General features: G+C 71.9%; 13 protein-coding genes and 1 rRNA gene. 6 read left to right on the forward strand and 8 right to left on the reverse strand.

Annotated features, from left to right (window positions below):
* Positions 1-93 (forward strand): 5S ribosomal RNA (gene rrf, locus ACIQ9G_RS23270); the annotation flags it as partial.
* A gap of 71 nt (positions 94-164) precedes the next feature.
* Positions 165-731: a GNAT family N-acetyltransferase gene (locus ACIQ9G_RS23275; protein WP_403612678.1), complete on the forward strand. Its 567-nt coding sequence runs from the start codon at positions 165-167 to the stop codon at positions 729-731.
* Between the two features lie 43 nt (positions 732-774).
* Here the strand turns inward: ACIQ9G_RS23275 and ACIQ9G_RS23280 are convergent, their stop codons facing one another.
* From ACIQ9G_RS23280 to ACIQ9G_RS23310, 7 genes are all read right to left on the reverse strand, one after another.
* On the reverse strand, positions 775-2,379 hold the full coding sequence (locus ACIQ9G_RS23280) for a type IV secretory system conjugative DNA transfer family protein (protein WP_403612681.1): 1,605 nt from the start codon (positions 2,377-2,379) through the stop codon (positions 775-777).
* Positions 2,380-2,389: 10 nt separating this feature from the next.
* Positions 2,390-3,811, reverse strand: coding sequence for an ATP-binding protein (locus ACIQ9G_RS23285; RefSeq protein WP_403612684.1), 1,422 nt, complete (start codon positions 3,809-3,811; stop codon positions 2,390-2,392).
* A 14-nt stretch (positions 3,812-3,825) separates the two neighbouring features.
* Positions 3,826-5,385: an SCO6880 family protein gene (locus ACIQ9G_RS23290; RefSeq protein ID WP_403612687.1), complete on the reverse strand. Its 1,560-nt coding sequence runs from the start codon at positions 5,383-5,385 to the stop codon at positions 3,826-3,828.
* Positions 5,382-6,725 carry a hypothetical protein gene (locus tag ACIQ9G_RS23295; protein ID WP_403612690.1) on the reverse strand — a complete coding sequence of 448 codons (1,344 nt, stop codon included), beginning with the start codon at positions 6,723-6,725 and terminating at the stop codon, positions 5,382-5,384. Before ACIQ9G_RS23295 ends, ACIQ9G_RS23290 begins: the two co-directional genes overlap by 4 nt.
* Positions 6,715-7,566 carry a hypothetical protein gene (locus ACIQ9G_RS23300; protein WP_403612692.1) on the reverse strand — a complete coding sequence of 284 codons (852 nt, stop codon included), beginning with the start codon at positions 7,564-7,566 and terminating at the stop codon, positions 6,715-6,717. The genes ACIQ9G_RS23295 and ACIQ9G_RS23300 overlap by 11 nt, the downstream gene beginning before the upstream one ends.
* Before the next feature lie 227 nt (positions 7,567-7,793).
* Positions 7,794-8,102: a hypothetical protein gene (locus ACIQ9G_RS23305; protein WP_014673544.1), complete on the reverse strand. Its 309-nt coding sequence runs from the start codon at positions 8,100-8,102 to the stop codon at positions 7,794-7,796.
* A 380-nt stretch (positions 8,103-8,482) separates the two neighbouring features.
* Entirely contained in the window at positions 8,483-9,085 is a 603-nt protein-coding gene (locus tag ACIQ9G_RS23310) for a TetR/AcrR family transcriptional regulator (protein ID WP_403612694.1), read from the reverse strand.
* An 89-nt stretch (positions 9,086-9,174) separates the two neighbouring features.
* On the opposite strand from ACIQ9G_RS23310, the gene ACIQ9G_RS23315 reads away from it, so the two are divergent.
* The 4 genes from ACIQ9G_RS23315 to ACIQ9G_RS23330 all read left to right on the forward strand — a co-directional run bounded on the left by ACIQ9G_RS23315 (position 9,175) and on the right by ACIQ9G_RS23330 (position 13,408).
* Positions 9,175-10,113: an oxidoreductase gene (locus ACIQ9G_RS23315; RefSeq protein WP_403612696.1), complete on the forward strand. Its 939-nt coding sequence runs from the start codon at positions 9,175-9,177 to the stop codon at positions 10,111-10,113.
* Between the two features lie 288 nt (positions 10,114-10,401).
* Positions 10,402-11,199, forward strand: a complete 798-nt coding sequence (locus ACIQ9G_RS23320; protein ID WP_403612699.1) for a trypsin-like serine peptidase — start codon at positions 10,402-10,404, stop codon at positions 11,197-11,199.
* Positions 11,200-11,442: 243 nt separating this feature from the next.
* The gene (locus ACIQ9G_RS23325; protein WP_403613770.1) at positions 11,443-12,444 is read left to right on the forward strand and encodes an NlpC/P60 family protein; all 1,002 of its coding nucleotides are present in this window, start codon (positions 11,443-11,445) and stop codon (positions 12,442-12,444) included.
* 250 nt (positions 12,445-12,694) lie between these two features.
* Positions 12,695-13,408: a phosphatase PAP2 family protein gene (locus ACIQ9G_RS23330; RefSeq protein WP_403612701.1), complete on the forward strand. Its 714-nt coding sequence runs from the start codon at positions 12,695-12,697 to the stop codon at positions 13,406-13,408.
* 144 nt (positions 13,409-13,552) lie between these two features.
* Here ACIQ9G_RS23330 and ACIQ9G_RS23335 read toward each other — a convergent pair whose 3' ends face one another.
* Complete coding sequence (locus ACIQ9G_RS23335) at positions 13,553-15,127, reverse strand: FAD-binding oxidoreductase (RefSeq protein WP_403612704.1); 1,575 nt, start codon at positions 15,125-15,127, stop codon at positions 13,553-13,555.
* Positions 15,128-15,235: the final 108 nt, after the last annotated feature.

Genomic DNA, 15,235 nt, shown 5'->3' on the forward strand with positions numbered 1-15,235 from the left:
ACGCCCGGTTACATTTCGAACCCGGAAGCTAAGCCTCACAGCGCCGATGGTACTGCAGGGGGGACCCTGTGGGAGAGTAGGACGCCGCCGAACAAATTTTAATAGAAGGCCCACACCACAAATGGTGTGGGCCTTTTTCTTTTTGCTGCACTACGGTTGCGCCCATGAGCAGCCTCGACAGCGACGAGAAGTACCTGGTCCGAGCCATACGGGCCGAAGAGTGGCCCGCGGTGAAGGCGTTGCGGCTCCTCGCGCTCCAGGACCCGGTGGCGCACCTGGCGTTCCTACAGACCCACGAGCAGGCCGTGGCCGAGCCGGACTCCTTCTGGCAGGACCGGGCGACCGGCGCCGCTGAGGGCGCGACCGGTGCCCGGCAGTTCGTCGCCGAGGCGCCGGACGGCACATGGGTCGGGACGGTCACCGTCCTGGTGGAGGAGGCCGGCACGACGGACTGGGCCGGGTTCCCGGTCGAGCGGCGACAGGGCCATGTCGTCGGCGTGTTCGTGCAACCGGAACACCGGGGGTGCGGCCTGACCGAGGTGCTGTTCGTGGAGGCCCTGGAGTGGGCCTGGGGCATCGGGGTGGAGCGCGTCCGGCTGATCGTGCACGAGGACAACGGGCGGGCGCAGCGCTTCTACCGCAGGGTGGGCTTCCTGCCGAGCGGTGTGACCGTGCCGCTGGCGGGCGGCTCGGCGGAGTCGGAGCTGGAGTACGTGCTCGAGCGTCCCTGAGGGGTTGCCTGAAGCTGTCCGCCGCGGTGGTGGGTTTCCCTCTTCAGACGGGGAGTTCGTCGTGCGGCCAGCGGCTGCGGGCCTGTTCGCGGGAGCGGAGCAGAGCCAGGGTCGGCAGGCCCCGGTCCGCTCCCGAGGCCAGCAGCTCGGGCAGCCGGGGGAGGGGAGCCACGGCCGCCACGTCGTCCAGGACCAGGGAGAGTGGTGGGTCGAGCCGACCGGAGGATGACCGTTCGGCCATGCGCCGGCCGCGCTCGACCACGCTTGAGGCGAGTGCCGTCAGGAAGGGCATCGCACCCGGGTGGGTCCGGGGATCCTCGATGGATTCCCCCACCGCATAAAGCGTGCCCCCTTCGCTCACGAAGGAATCCAAGGCGATCGCATCAGTTCGGTTTGGAGTGCAGGCTTCCCGGATGTTGACCGTGAGGAGCCCGGACAGCGCACGGCTCGTCAACTCCTGTGCGATGTCGCGGCGCTGGGGGTGCGAGGTGAGGGCGGACTCGAGTTCGCCCGCCGATCCGGGCGCCGCCTTGGGATTCGTACGGAGGGCGCGGACCGCCTCCTGCACCTGGATGCCCTGGGACCAGCGGTGGACGTGGCGGACGGTGCGGCCGTCGACCGCGGCGGCGTGCAGGTAGCTGCGCAGCAGGAGTTCCGCCGTGTCCGCCAGGATCTGGTCGATCTTGGCCGTGGGACGGACCGGCGCCAGCAGCGCGGCGGCCCGGGCGGCCGCCGTCGTCTGGTCCTCGCATCCCGAGGTGGGGGACCAGTGCAGGCGGGCCGGGGTGTCGCAGAGGTGGGCGGGGTCGTAGAGGAGGACCGGGCCCAGTTTGGCGCGGGAGTCCTTGGTGTCCTGCCACAGGACGGGGTTCGAGGTGACCACCAGAGTGGGGCCCTCGGCGTCGCGGATCGCCTGGGCCGCTGCGGCCTGACGGCTCTCTCTCGGGGCCACGACGACGCGCTCCCGGCTGCCCACTCGTTCGGCGGCGACCGGGGCGGCGGAGGGCTCGGGACCCGGTGCCGGGGCGGGCGCGGGGTCCAGGGCCGGTGTCGTCACCTGTGCCGCCGGCGCGGGCTTCGGCACGTCCGTGGGCTGCTGTGCCCCGGTGCCCTCGATCTCCGGCTGGGGGAGCGTCCGGTGGGGCTGGAGAGGCGGTTGGCCGGGCGCTGAGGTCGCTCTCTGGGTCGGGACCTCGTGGTGGGCCGGAGCCGGAGCCGAGGCGGTCTCCGCGGGCGCCGGCTGGTGCCGTGCCGCCGCTCGGTCCGCGCGTCTGCGCGTCCGGCCCGCTCTCCAGCGGGCCACCGTGCCCATCACGAACACGGTCAGCACCAGCAGCACCATCAACTGGCCGATGAACAGCCCCCAGAACAGGCCGTATCCCGACAGCCCGCCGGGCGGGGAGTCCGGCCAGGCGCCGGGCATGTCGTGCGGCGCGCCGATGAGGTGGCGCATGGCCAGGGGCGTACGGGCGAAGGTGACGCCGGCCGGCCAGGCGCCTTGTGCGAACAGGCCCGCGAGGCCGGTGGCCGTCCACACCAGCACCGTCATGCCGAGGAGGAAGGCGAGGAGGCCGAGCAGCAGTCCGTCGGGGATGCCTCCCTGGCCGTCTGGGCGGCCCTGTCCCCGCTCGCGGTCGTCCGGTCGCACGCGCCTCCTCCTAGGCGACCGTCGACTCGGAGGAGCCGTCCAGGTCGGTGATGTGCTGTTCCATGAAGGCGGCCGCCCGTTCCTCCGCCTCCCGTTCGGCGGCGCGCAGGGCGTCGTCGGCCAGGTCGCTGGACGACTCGGTCATGGCGCGGTCGGTGAAGACCAGCGGGCGTTCGGTCTCGGTGACCAGGTGTTTGACCACCTGGACGTTGCCGTTCACGTCCCACACCGCGATGCCGGGGGTCAGGGTGGGGATGATCTCCACCGCCCAGCGGGGCAGGCCGAGGACCCGTCCGGTCGCTCTGGCCTCGTCGGCCTTCTGGGCGTAGATCGTCCGGGTCGAGGCCATCTTGAGGATCGCGGCCGCCTCCTTGGCCGCCGCTCCGTCCACCACGTCGGACAGGTGGTGGACGACCGCGACGAAGGACAGGCCGAGCCGGCGGCCGAACTTCAGCAGCCGCTGGAACAGCTGGGCCACGAAGGGGCTGTTGATGATGTGCCAGGCCTCCTCGACCAGGAAGATGCGCTTCTTCCGGTCGGGACGGATCCAGGTGTGCTCCAGCCACACGCCGACGATCGCCATCAGGATCGGCATGGCGATGGAGTTGCGGTCGATGTGGGAGAGGTCGAAGACGATCAGCGGGGCGTCGAGGTCGATGCCGACCGTCGTGGGGCCGTCGAACATGCCCCGGAGGTCACCGTCGACGAGCCGGTCCAGGACGAGCGCCACGTCCAGACCCCAGGCCCGTACGTCGTCTATGGCGACGTTCATCGCCTCCGCCGACTCCGGTTCGGGGTGGCGCAGTCGTTCGACGATGTCGGTGAGCACCGGCTGGCGTTCGACGATCGTCTCGTTGACGTGGGCGTGCGCGACCTTGAGCGCGAAGCCGGAGCGCTCGTCGAGGCCGTGGCCCATCGCGACCTCGATGATGGTCCGCAGCAGGGCGAGCTGCCCGGTGGTGGTGATCGACGGGTCCAGCGGGTTGAGCCGGATGCCGTGGTTCAGGGCGGCCGTCGGGTCCAGCCGGATCGGCGTTATCCCCAGCTCCTCGGCGATGAGGTTCCACTCGCCGACGCCGTCCTCGCCCTGCGCGTCGAGGACGACGACCTGGCGGTCGCGGAAGCGCAGCTGGCGCAGGACGTACGTCTTCTCCAGCGCCGACTTGCCGTTGCCGGACTCGCCGAGGACCAGCCAGTGCGGTGCGGGGAGCTGCTGGCCGTAGAGCTGGAAGGGGTCGTAGATGTATCCCTTTCCGGAGTAGACCTCGCGGCCGATGATGACGCCGGAGTCGCCGAGGCCGGGCGCGGCGGTCGGCAGGTAGACCGCCTGGGCCTGTCCCGTCGACGTGCGCACCGGCAGCCGGGTCGTCTCGACCTTCCCGAACAGGAAGGACGTGAAGGCGTCCGTGAGGGCGGTCAGCGGGTCCCGCATCAGAGCATCAGCCCCTACCGTCGGATTCCGGTGGCGAACGGAAGCGTGTTCACGAAGGCGCGGTGGTGCTCGCGGTCGCACCACTCCAGCTTCAGGTACGACTTCCCGGCCGAGGCCCGGATGGTCCGCTTGTCGCGGGCGAGGGACTCGGGGGAGCGCGCGGAGACGGTGATGTAGCCGACGAGATTGACGCCGGCCGCGCCGCTGGCGAGGTCGTCGCCGCGCTGGTCGAGGCGCTGGTGGGCGGCCACGTCGCGCGGGTCCACGGTGCGGTTCATCTTGGCGGCGCGGCTGGCGTCGGCGACGTCGTTGGTCTTCTCCGTCAGCATCCGCTCGATGGCGACCTCGGTGGGTTCGAGGTCCATCGTCACGGCGACGGTGCGGATGACGTCCGGGGTGTGGACGAGCAGCGGGGCGAGGAAGTTGACGCCCACCGGGGTCAGCGGCCACTCCTTGATCCAGGCGGTGGCGTGGCACCAGGGCTCGCGGGTGGACGACTCGCGGGTCTTGGCCTGGAGGTAGGTCGGCTCCATGGCGTCCAGTTCGGCCGGCCAGGCGTTGCGCTGGGTCATCGCCTGGATGTGGTCGATCGGGTGGTCCGGGTCGTACATGGAGTGGATCAGCGAGGCCAGCCGCCCCTGACCGAGCGGCTGCCGTACGCGGATGTCGGCCTCCTGGAGCCGGGAGCAGATGTCGGTGAGCTCGCGGGCCATGACGACCGCGAGGCCGGCGTCCCGGTCGAGTTTGCGGCCGCCCTGGGGCCGGACGGCGCGTGCCATGGCCTGGGCCTCGGCGGCGAGGTCGCGCGTGTAGTGCATGCAGGCGACGAGGTAGGCGCGGTGCTGCTCGCTGCTGGTGGACACCATCGACTGCAACTGGTCGTAGGAGCGCGTGAGCCAGCGCGGTGCCCGCTCGTCGCCGCGGACCGCGACGTCCTTGGCGTGGGCGTCGGGGTCCGCGGGCAGGGTGCGTGCGAGCATCTGCAGGCGGGTGACGAAGCCGTCGCCGTTGGCCACGTGCTTGAGCAGGGTGCCGAAGCGGTCGACGAGGGCCTCCTGGTCCTCGGAGTCACGCAGTCCGACGCCGGGTCCCTCGATCTCGATGCAGGCCGTGACCGTCTTGCGGTCGGCGTGCAGCAGGACGGCGATCTCGTCGGGGCCGAAGGGGGCGGCGAGCCAGCTGATGCGTCCGATGCCGGGCGGCGGGCCGATCTCGATCTCCCGCCCGTCCAGGCGCGTGCCGGCCTCGACGGCGCCGGACCGGTAGGCGGCGCCCCGCTTGACGGTGCGCTTGTAGGTGCGGTTGATCTCGAACCACTTGTAGAACGTGCGGTGCCGGTAGGGCACGTAGACCGCGGCCAGTGCCAGCAGTGGGAAGCCGGTCAGCAGCACGATGCGCGCGGACAGCACGGGGACGAGGAGTCCGCACATCATGCCGAGGAACGCCCCGGCGATGATCAGGGCGATCTCGCCGGACTCGCGGTTGCGGCCGACGATGGCGTTCGGCCGGGCGCGGCCGATGAGATATGTACGGCGGGGCGTGACCGTATGGGACACGTGGGACTCGGCCGTCAACGCCCTTCACCTCCCGGGCTCTTGCTGCTGCTGTTGCGGGTACTGCTGGCGTGCGGGGTGTTCACCGGGCTGGGGGCGCGGGGAGCTGGGGCGGCGGAGGGGACGGATCCGCCGCCACCGTCCGGGACGCGCGAGCTGTGCGCGGCGACGCCGCCGGAGGCGGGGTTGGTCTGGCGGGGGGTGGACGACTGGCCGCCGCCCGCGCCGCCGTTGCTGTCGGCCCGGGTGCTGTGGGTCTTGATGCCCTGGGCGACCAGGGTGGCCGGGGAGCTGATGACCGCGGCGGCCTTGCCCTCGGCGCCCTGCATGATGCGGTTGTTGCGGCCGGCCGCGATCTCGTCGCCGAAGCCGGGGACGAAGCGGTAGATCATCGCGCTGGCGAAGATGGCGAGCAGGATGATGGCGAGGCCGGAGACGACCGCGGAGAAGGCTCCGGGGCCGTCGTCGCCGGAGGACAGGGCGCCGGCCAGGCCGAGGACGATCACGATGACCGGCTTCACCAGGATGACGGCGATCATGATGCCGGCCCAGCGGCGGACGTGGCCCCAGAGGTTCTTGTCGACCAGGCCGGAGTAGACGACGGTGCCGAGGAGGGCGCCGACGTAGAGCAGGGCGGCGCGCAGGACGAGTTCCAGCCAGAGGACGCCGGCGGCGAGGATGGAGACGAGGGAGACGACGATCAGCATGATCGGGCCGCCGCCGATGCTGTCGCCCTTGTCGAGGGCGGCGGAGAAGGTGCCGAAGAAGGTGTCGGCCTGGTCGCCGGTGGCCCTGGCGAGGACGTCCGACACGCCGTCGGCGGCCGAGACGACGGTGTAGAGGATCAGCGGGGTGAAGGCGGAGGCGAGCACGGTCAGCCAGAGGAAGCCGACGGCCTCGGAGATCGCGGTGGAGAGGGGGACTCCGCGGACGGCCCGCTTGGCCACGGCCAGCAGCCACAGCAGGAGGGTCAGGATCGTCGACGCGGCGAACACCACGGCGTACTGCTGAAGGAACTTGGGGTTGGTGAAGTCGACGTTCGCGGTCTCCTTCACGGCCTTGCTGAGCTTGCCGATGGTCCAGGAGGCGGCGTCGGCACAGCCCTTGGCGAGGGAGGAGAGGGGGTCGAGGGCGGAGGTGGGGGCGGAGGGGTCGGTGGTCAAGCCCTTGGAGCCCGACCCGCTGCCCTTCTCGCAGTAGTCCTTGGCGGGTCCGCGGATCAGGCCGCAGGGGTCCTTGCTCCCCGTGGGAGAGGGGGTCGGACTGGGCGCGGCGAAGGCCTGGGTGGCCAGGACGACCGCGTTGGCCTGGACGGCGGCCAGGGCGGCCGTGACCTTGAGGAAGCGGTGGTTAGCGCGCATACGTGAACCCTCCGTACTCCTCGACGGCCTTCGTCATGTCGTCGGCGGTGGAGGCCTTTTGGTCGCGGCCGACCGGAACGGGGCCGTCCTTTTGCTGGAAGTCGGTGATCTTCCAGTCGTTGCCGACCCACGCCAGCTGGTAGGTGGTGGTGTACCAGCTTTCCGACACGGGGTTGGTCGACGCTTCTCCGGAGAGACCGAAGAGCGACGTGTACCAGACCTCGACGCTCGCGGTGTTCCCGCTCAGTGAGATGATCTTGGTTCCGACCGGGATGATCCGGGAGACGAACGTCTGGCCGGACGGCGCGGTGCCGTCCTTGTCCAGGCCGATGTTGCTGAGGAACTTCTCGCTCGAGTAAGCGTTGTCCAACTCGCTGCGGCGGCGGGCCGCGACGTCGGGGGCGTACACCGTGTCGACGATCGCGTGCCGTGGGTCCGTGCTGAACATCTCGGCGGAGCCCAGCGCCACCGAGTAGTTCGCCGCCGCGCTCTGAGCTCCCTGCGCGTCGTGCGCGTAGCCGGTCGGGATGGCCCCCGTCTTCGTTCGCACCGGACGGTCCCCCGAGGCCGCCGTCGGGGCTGTTCTCGGTTGGTCGCGAGTGGCGTCCTGGGCGGCGGAACCGTCGCCTCCACGGTTCGCGAAGGCGATCGCGGCGATGAGGAGCACGACCACGCCGACCACCGTGACCAGGCTGCGCGATGACGAGCGGCCCCCGCGCCGCGCGCCTCCGTACGGGTCGCCGGCCCGCTCGGGGAGCCGTGTGCGGGTCTGCCCGCTGCCCCCGTACCCGTCGTCGGCGCGCGCGGAATCGCCGAATCCGTGCTCGTCTCCGAGACTCATGCCCCGTACGCCCCCTCGACCTCGTACCGGAACGCGTAGAAGTACGACGGTAGCCGTGCTGGTTCCCGCGCGGGCGCGGTGTAATGACTCGACATCAGGGAAACGCAACCTCGGCCGGTGGGCACGGTGGGTGGGTGGGGGCAGCGGGGGCACCGGGCGCGCCCGGGGGCACCGGCCGACGACGCCGGTGGGGTGGCATGCGCACGCACGCGCGGGTCATGCGCCGGTTACACGGCCATGCCGTACACGATGGTGAAGAGCGTGCCGAGCGAGCCGATGATGAACACCCCTGTCAGCCCCGCGATGATGAGGCCCTTGCCCTGTTCGGCGCTGAACGTGTCGCGCAGGGCCGTGGCGCCGATGCGCTGCTTGGCGGCGCCCCAGACGGCGATGCCGAGGCAGAGCAGGATGGCCACCGCCATCACCACCTCGATCATCACCTTCGCCTCGTTGCCCAGGCTGCCGAAGGGCCCCCAGTCCGGAGCGATCCCGCCGATGATGGTGTTGATGTCTCCCTTGTCGGCCGCAAAGAGCATGTAAGTCACCGCCCCTGTTGGGTAGTTCCGCGTCCCCCTGCGAGCGTGCAGAGGTCAGGCCTCATTCTCGCCGACAATCACGCCCAGGCATGTCGACTTGGCGTCATTGGTTGGCGGGTTTCGTACGAATACCTTGCCACCGCCGCGTGCCGAGCGGTCGGACGGACGTAGGGAGGTGAACGAAGGCGGGTGTGGTCACTCTGTGTATCACGGCAGGTCACGCCGGGCAATGAAGTAGGACCGGAACCTGTCGTGTGGTTCCGTCGTTGACCCTTTTCCGGCTGGGTGCGGTTTCTGACGGCCGGTCGAGTGAGGGGTCGACTCGATGTTCTCACGCTTCGGAGTCGGGGGAGCGGCCCGGCCGAGCGGCTGAGGAGGCGTCAGCGGGGCCGGAGTCCGTGCAGCAGGAGGTGGACGTGCTCGTCGAGGCCGGCGAGGGCCTCGTCGGGCGGCAGGCTCCCGTTGGCCACGAAGGCGGCGAGGCCGTGGATGCCGGCGGCCGCCGCGAGGGTGATGCGTTCGGGGTCGCCCGCCACGATCTCGCCCCGCCGCTGCGCGTCCGCGATGAGCCGGGTGAAGGACCCCACGGACCGGTCGACGGCGGCGGCGAGTTGCTCGGAGACGTCGGGGTCGTGCTTGCGGGCGAACATCAGCTCCAGCAGTGCCGCGTTGTCGACGGCGAACCCGAGGTAGGCGCGCGCCAGCGCGGCGAGCCGCCGCTCCAGTGGCCGCGCGGGCTCGTCGGCGCTCTCCAGGGTCTGCGCCAGCCGTTCGAAACCGGCCAGCGCCAGGGCGTCGAGCAGCGCCTGCTTGTCCTTGAAGTGCCGGCCCGGGGCGGCGTGGCTGACGCCGGTCTCACGGGCCAGTTCGCGCAGGGAGAGGGCGGCGGCTCCCCGGTCACGCAGCGTGCGCTCGGCGCCCGTCAGCAGGGCGGCGCGCAGGTCTCCGTGGTGGTAGGGGCGCTGGGATGGCATGGGTGTCATGGTAACCCGATGTAGTCGATGCCAGCATAGTTGTCGCCGTCATCATTGTTGTCGTTGACAGCATTGTTGGCGACGCCTACATTGCGGGTATGGCTGACACCACCTCCGCCGCGGGCGGCGCGCGCCGCCCGCGCGAGCACACCTGGAACACGACCGACCTTCCCGGCCTCGCCGGCCGTACCGCCGTGATCACCGGCGCCAACAGCGGCATCGGCTTCGCGGCCGCCGACGCGCTGGCGCGGGCGGGCGCACACGTGGTCCTCGCCGTAAGGGATCCGGAGCGGGGCCGGGCGGCCGCGAGCCGGATGCCCGGCAGCACCGAGGTCCGGCGCCTGGACCTGGCCGACCTGGCCTCGGTGCGGGACTTCGCCGCCTCCTGGACGGCCCCGCTGGACCTGTTGATCAACAACGCCGGCGTCATGATGCTCCCCAAGCAGCGGACGAAGGACGGCTTCGAGACGCAGTTCGGCACCAACCACCTGGGCCACTTCGCGCTGACGAACCTGCTTCTGCCGCGCGTCACCGGCCGCGTGGTCACGGTGTCCTCGAGCGCCCACCGCTGGGGTCGGGTCCGGATCGACTTCGGCGACCTGAACCAGGACGCCGGCTACACCCCGCAACGCGCCTACGCCCAGTCGAAGCTGGCCAACCTGCTCTTCACCCTGGAACTCCAGCGCCGGCTGACCGAGTCCGGCTCGACCGTCCGCGCCGTGGCGGCCCACCCCGGCTGGGCGGCCACCAATCTGCAGAGCCACACCGCCAACCCGGTCGTGCGCGCGGTCATGCAGTTCGGCAACCGGTTCCTGGCCCAGGACGACCGGGCGGGCGCCCTGCCGACGCTCTACGCCGCGACCCAGGACCTGCCCGGGGCGAGCTATGTGGGCCCCAGCGGCCCGGCGGAGATGCGGGGTGCCCCCACGCTGGTGGGCCGCACGCCCGCCGCGAGCGACCCCGACACGGCCCGCCGGCTGTGGACGGTCTCGGAGGAGCTGACGGGGGTGGGCTTCCCCCTGACGGCCGGGGTGTGACGGAGGCGCGGACGGGGAATTCGGGGCTCAGCGGGTCGGTCGGGCCGCGACGGTCGCGGCCACGACGGATCCGGCCACGACGGTTTCGACCGGTCCGGCTCACGCCGACCGGGCGGGGCCCGGCTCGGGCGGGCTCCTGCGGGCCCGGCTGGTTCTGCCCCGAGAAGAGCGGTGGGTTCCAGTTCCGGCGGGACCGGTGGGTTCAGGCTGCTGTGATCGGGCGTTCTGGGAAAAATCTCGGTGAAGTCGGGACGGGTTTCTCACCTTCGTGGGACAGAGTGGGGCCTGATGAAGCGCACCTCAGGTACCAAGAGCCCCGCCCATCACGCCCGCTCCCGTACCGGCCCCCGGCAGTACGCGCTGTTCGGCGCCCTGGTGCTGCTGGCCGCCACCTCGGCGTCCGTCGCCGCCGCCGACGACGGGCCCGGCCCGCTCGGGGTGACCGCCGTGGCCGAGACGACCACGCAGAGCGCGCGGGTCGGGGCGCTGTTCTCCGCGGGCAAGGCCGGCGACCTCGCCGGACACCACTACTGCACCGCGTCCGTCGTGCACAGTCCGCACCGCAACCTGATCGTCACCGCCGCCCACTGCCTGGGCGGCGACAAGGACCTGGTGTTCGCGCCCGGCTACCGGGACGGCAGGGCGCCCTTCGGCGTCTGGCGGGTCAAGAGGCGCTTCCTGCCCGGCGGATGGACCAGGGACCAGGACGAGGACAGCGACGTCGCCTTCGCCGTCCTCGACGAGCAGGGCGGCAGGGGCGTCGAGGACACGGTCGGCGGCAACCGCTTCGTCACCGGCATGGCGACCGGCGCCACCGCGGTGACGCTCACCGGCTACCCCAACTCCCGCGAGGCGCCGATCAGCTGCACCAACAAGCCACGCGCCCACAGCAGCACCCAGCAGCGCATCGACTGCCCCGGGTTCACCGGCGGCACCAGCGGCAGCCCGTGGATCAACGGTGACCGCGAGGTCGTCGGCGTGCTCGGGGGACACGAGGACGGCGGCACGACCGCGGACACCTCCTACAGCGTCGCCTTCGGCGCGGAGGCCGCGCACCTCTACGCGGACGCGGCGGGCGACCCGTGACGGGGGGCGCCGGCCGATCGTGACCTTCCCGGTCGGCGCGGCCCCGCGGATCCGGCCCCCCGGCCCGGCCGCGTTTGGCGTGTAAGCGTCTTGCACCGCCCCCGGGTTGCCCGGGGCCGGCCGAAACGCCGGCTGCGGCGCCGCCACGTGCCGTTTTCCCCGTGTGTGTGATCATCCCCGAAGTGCGGGGGCCGCCTCTAGACTGACGTGGGCGGACTCCCGGGCCACGGAGGGCGGTTGACGGTGCGTAAGGCATGGATCGTGACGATCGCCGCCGTCGGCTCCACGTTCGCCTTCGTGACGCTGCTCGTCGTCGGGGTGTACGTCGTCGCAGGGAACATCGTCAACGGCGTGGCCGGCGGCACCGTCGGGCTCGCCAAGGGATCCGTGCCCGCCGCCTACCAGCCCCTGGTGCAGAAATGGGGCAACCTCTGCCCCGCCATCAACCCGGCCCTGCTGGCCGCCCAGTTGTACCAGGAGAGCGGGTTCAACCCGAACGCCCGGAGCGCGGCCGCGGCACAGGGCATAGCGCAGTTCATCCCCGGCACCTGGGCCACCCACGGCATCGACGGCGACGGCGACGGCGAGCGCAACGTCTGGAACCCGGCCGACGCGATCCCGTCGGCCGCCTCCTACGACTGCGAACTCGCCAGGTACGTGCGGACCGTGCCGGGGAACGCGACGCACAACATGCTCGCCGCGTACAACGCGGGTGCGGACGCGGTCATCAGGTACGGGGGAGTGCCGCCGTACTCGGAGACCCAGAACTACGTGAAGACCATCACGACGCTGGAGAAGAGCTTCGCGGCGCCCGTCGCCCGGGTGGATCCGTCCGAGCAGGCCGCCGGGGCCATCTCCTACGCGCAGGGCAAGCTCGGCACGCCCTATCTGTGGGGCGGCAACGGCACCGCCGACCAGGGCGGGCGGTTCGACTGCTCGGGGCTGACCAAGGCCGCGTACGAGAATGTGGGGATCACGCTGCCACGGGTCGCCAACGACCAGTACAACGCCGGGCCGCATCCGGAGCGGGACGAACTCCTCCCCGGCGACCTGGTGTTCTTCTCGGACGACCTGACCAATTCGCGGGCCATCCGGCACGTGGGCATCTACGTCGGCGGCGGCTACATGATCGACGCGCCGCGGCCGGGGGCCGTGATCCGGTTCGACCCCATCGACACGCCGGACTACTTCGGGGCCACCCGGGTAACCGAGGATGGCGCGAAAGCGCTCCCCACCAAGGTGTGAAACCGAGCGTGAACCCACCCCCTGAGCTGCGATGACGAGTCTCTCTTCGATAACGTCTGCGTGATCATTCGGTGGAGTGCGGAACGTATCAATCGGGGTCGTGCGTTCCTGTTGACGTAGCCGAGCGGACGTCGTACGGAGCGCGTGTCCCACGCGCGGGCAGCGGAAGCGGATCTACGACCACGGGGGTGGGCAGGAGGGGCGCACACAGGGTGCGCCCGTCAGAACGCGACGAAGGGGCCGCAGCACCATGGCTGGACTCGCCGAATCCGGGTCGAACCCCGACGTCAACCTGCTCTACGACATCAATGGCCTGGCCAAGGACGCACCGCACTGGTTCGACCGGGTCGTGGAGTATGTCGGCGAGTTCGGGCTGCTGTTCGCCATGGTGCTGCTGGTGCTGTGGTGCTGGTGGTCCGTGCGCCGCCGGGGCGGCGAGGACGCGGCGACGCAGATCGCCGCACTGGTGTGGGCGCCGCTCGCGGCCGGCCTCGCGGTCCTGGTGAACGTGCCGATCCGGGGCTTCGTGGAGCGCCCCCGGCCCTTCCTCGCCCATCGAGGCCTGGACGTGCTGGTCTCCGGCAAGACCGACTACTCGTTCGTGAGCGACCACGCCACGATCACCATGGCGATGGGCGTCGCGCTGTTCGTGGCCAACCGGCGCTTCGGGCTGGCCGGGATCGGGCTCGCGCTGCTCGAAGGGTTCTGCCGGGTCTACATGGGGGTGCACTACCCGACGGACGTCGTCGGCGGCTTCGCCCTCGGCACGGCGGTCGCGCTGCTGCTGTCGCCGCTCGCCATGGCCCTGCTGACGCCGGTGCTCAAGGCGGTCGAGGGGTCGGCGTGGGGCGGCCGGCTGGTGCGCGCGCGGCGGCGGTCCGACGGCGGCAGGGACGCCTTGGTCCAGGAGACCCGGGCCGACGAGCGCACCGGCGCCACCGGAGAGCGGGACCTGGCCGCCTAGCCTCCGCTGCGGCCGCCTCCACGGCGGCCGCTCCCACCGGCCGCTGCGCCCGCACGGCGGCTGTGCCCGCACGGCGGCCGCTCCCACCGGCGGCCACTTCCACCGGCGGCCACTTCCACGGAGCCCCGTACGGGAGCCCGTCCCCTACAGCGCCTGCGGGAACGAGAAGAAGCGTTCCGGGTCGTACTGCCGCTTCACCTTCGCCAGGCGGGCCGCCGCGTCCCCGTAGTACGCCTTGCGCCAGTCGCGGAGCGTGGGGTCGGTGTAGTTCTGGTAGGCCGCGCCGGACGCGTACGGCCGCATGGCGTCGTGGGCCGAGGTCAGCCAGGACTGGGCCGGGCCGCCGCTCGTGCCCGGCCGCCAGGAGGCGATGTACTGGGCCAGCATCCGGGAGCGGCGGTGCACGAAGGCCGTCGCCGTGGGGGAGACGCGGTTGACCGCCCCGCCGAGCGCGGTGAGCGCGACGCTGCCCGCCCCGCCCCGCACCGACCGCAGCTGCGCCAGCAGCGTGCCGATGCCGGCCGCCGACAGGGAGCGGTCGAAGAAGTCCGAGCGGGCCGCGTACGTCTCCCGGCCGAGCGCGCCCCGCGGGGAGCGGCCCGGGGTGGAGCCCGGCAGGTGGCACTGGGCCTCCGTCGGGAAGGACGAGCAGCCGGCGTAGGCCTCCATGGCCTCCTCGTACGAGTGACGCCTGAGCGAGACGCGGCTCGCGCGGGCGCCGATCGCGGCGGCCAGCCGGTCCACCGCGTTCTGCAGTTCGCCGTAGGTGCCCAGCGAGAACGCGGCCACGGACACCGTCGGAGTGCCGCCCGGCGTGTTCGCCAGGTGCAGCGAGGACCAGATCTCGTCCGGCTGGCCGGGACCCCATTCCTGCCACGCCCGCACCACCGCGGCCGCCCGTGCCCACGGCCAGGTCAGGTACGCCGACACTGCCTGCGGCGCGGGGTGGGTGCGGAACTCCAGTTCCGTCACCACGCCGAAGTTGCCGTTGCCCGCGCCGCGCAGCGCCCAGAAGAGGTCCTTGTTCTCGGTCGCGCTCGCGGTCAGCTGCCTGCCGTCCGCCGTGACCAGGGTCGCCCGGGTGAGGCTGTCGCAGGTCAGGCCGTAGGCCCGGGACACCACGCCGTGGCCGCCGCCGAGCACGAGGCCCGATACGCCCACGGTGGGGCAGGAGCCGGCGGGTATGGTCACGCCCTTCACGGCGAGCGCCCGGTAGACGTCGATCAGCTTGGCGCCGGCGCCGACCACCGCCGAGCCGCCGCTCGCGCGGATCCGGTTCAGCCGGGAGACGTCGAGGATCAGCCGGCCGTCGCCGGACGACCAGCCCGCGTAGGAGTGGCCGCCGTTGCGGATGGACACGGGGACGTGGTGGGCGCGGGCGTACGACAGGGCCGTGCGGATGTCGCCGGCGTGCGCCACGTACGCGACCGCCGCGGGGCGGAGGGTGTCGAAGCGGGTGTTGTAGAGCGTGCGGGCCGTCGTCCAGGAGGCGTCGCCGGGCCGGAGCAGGGTGCCGTCCAGCTCGCGGCCGAGGGCGGCCCAGTCGGCGGCCGCGGCCGCGCCGGCCGTCCTCAGCGGTGTGCGCGAGGAGGCGGACCTCCCCGTGATGGTGCTCCGGCCCGTCCCGGCCGGAGCGCCCTGCGCGCCGCCGCCGCACGCGGCCGTGGCGATCGCCGCGGCCGCCGCGGCCCCGCCCCCGATGAACACACGCCGTTCCATGTCCCCGTGCCTCCCCCGTCGACTTCCGTGGATCGAGACGGAAACGGGTACCCGGGGGTTCCACGGCCGCCGGAGACGGGTGGGAACAGGAGGCGTCGGGACCGGGAC

The organism is Streptomyces sp. NPDC096152 (assembly GCF_044763235.1).
Classification (GTDB): domain Bacteria; phylum Actinomycetota; class Actinomycetes; order Streptomycetales; family Streptomycetaceae; genus Streptomyces.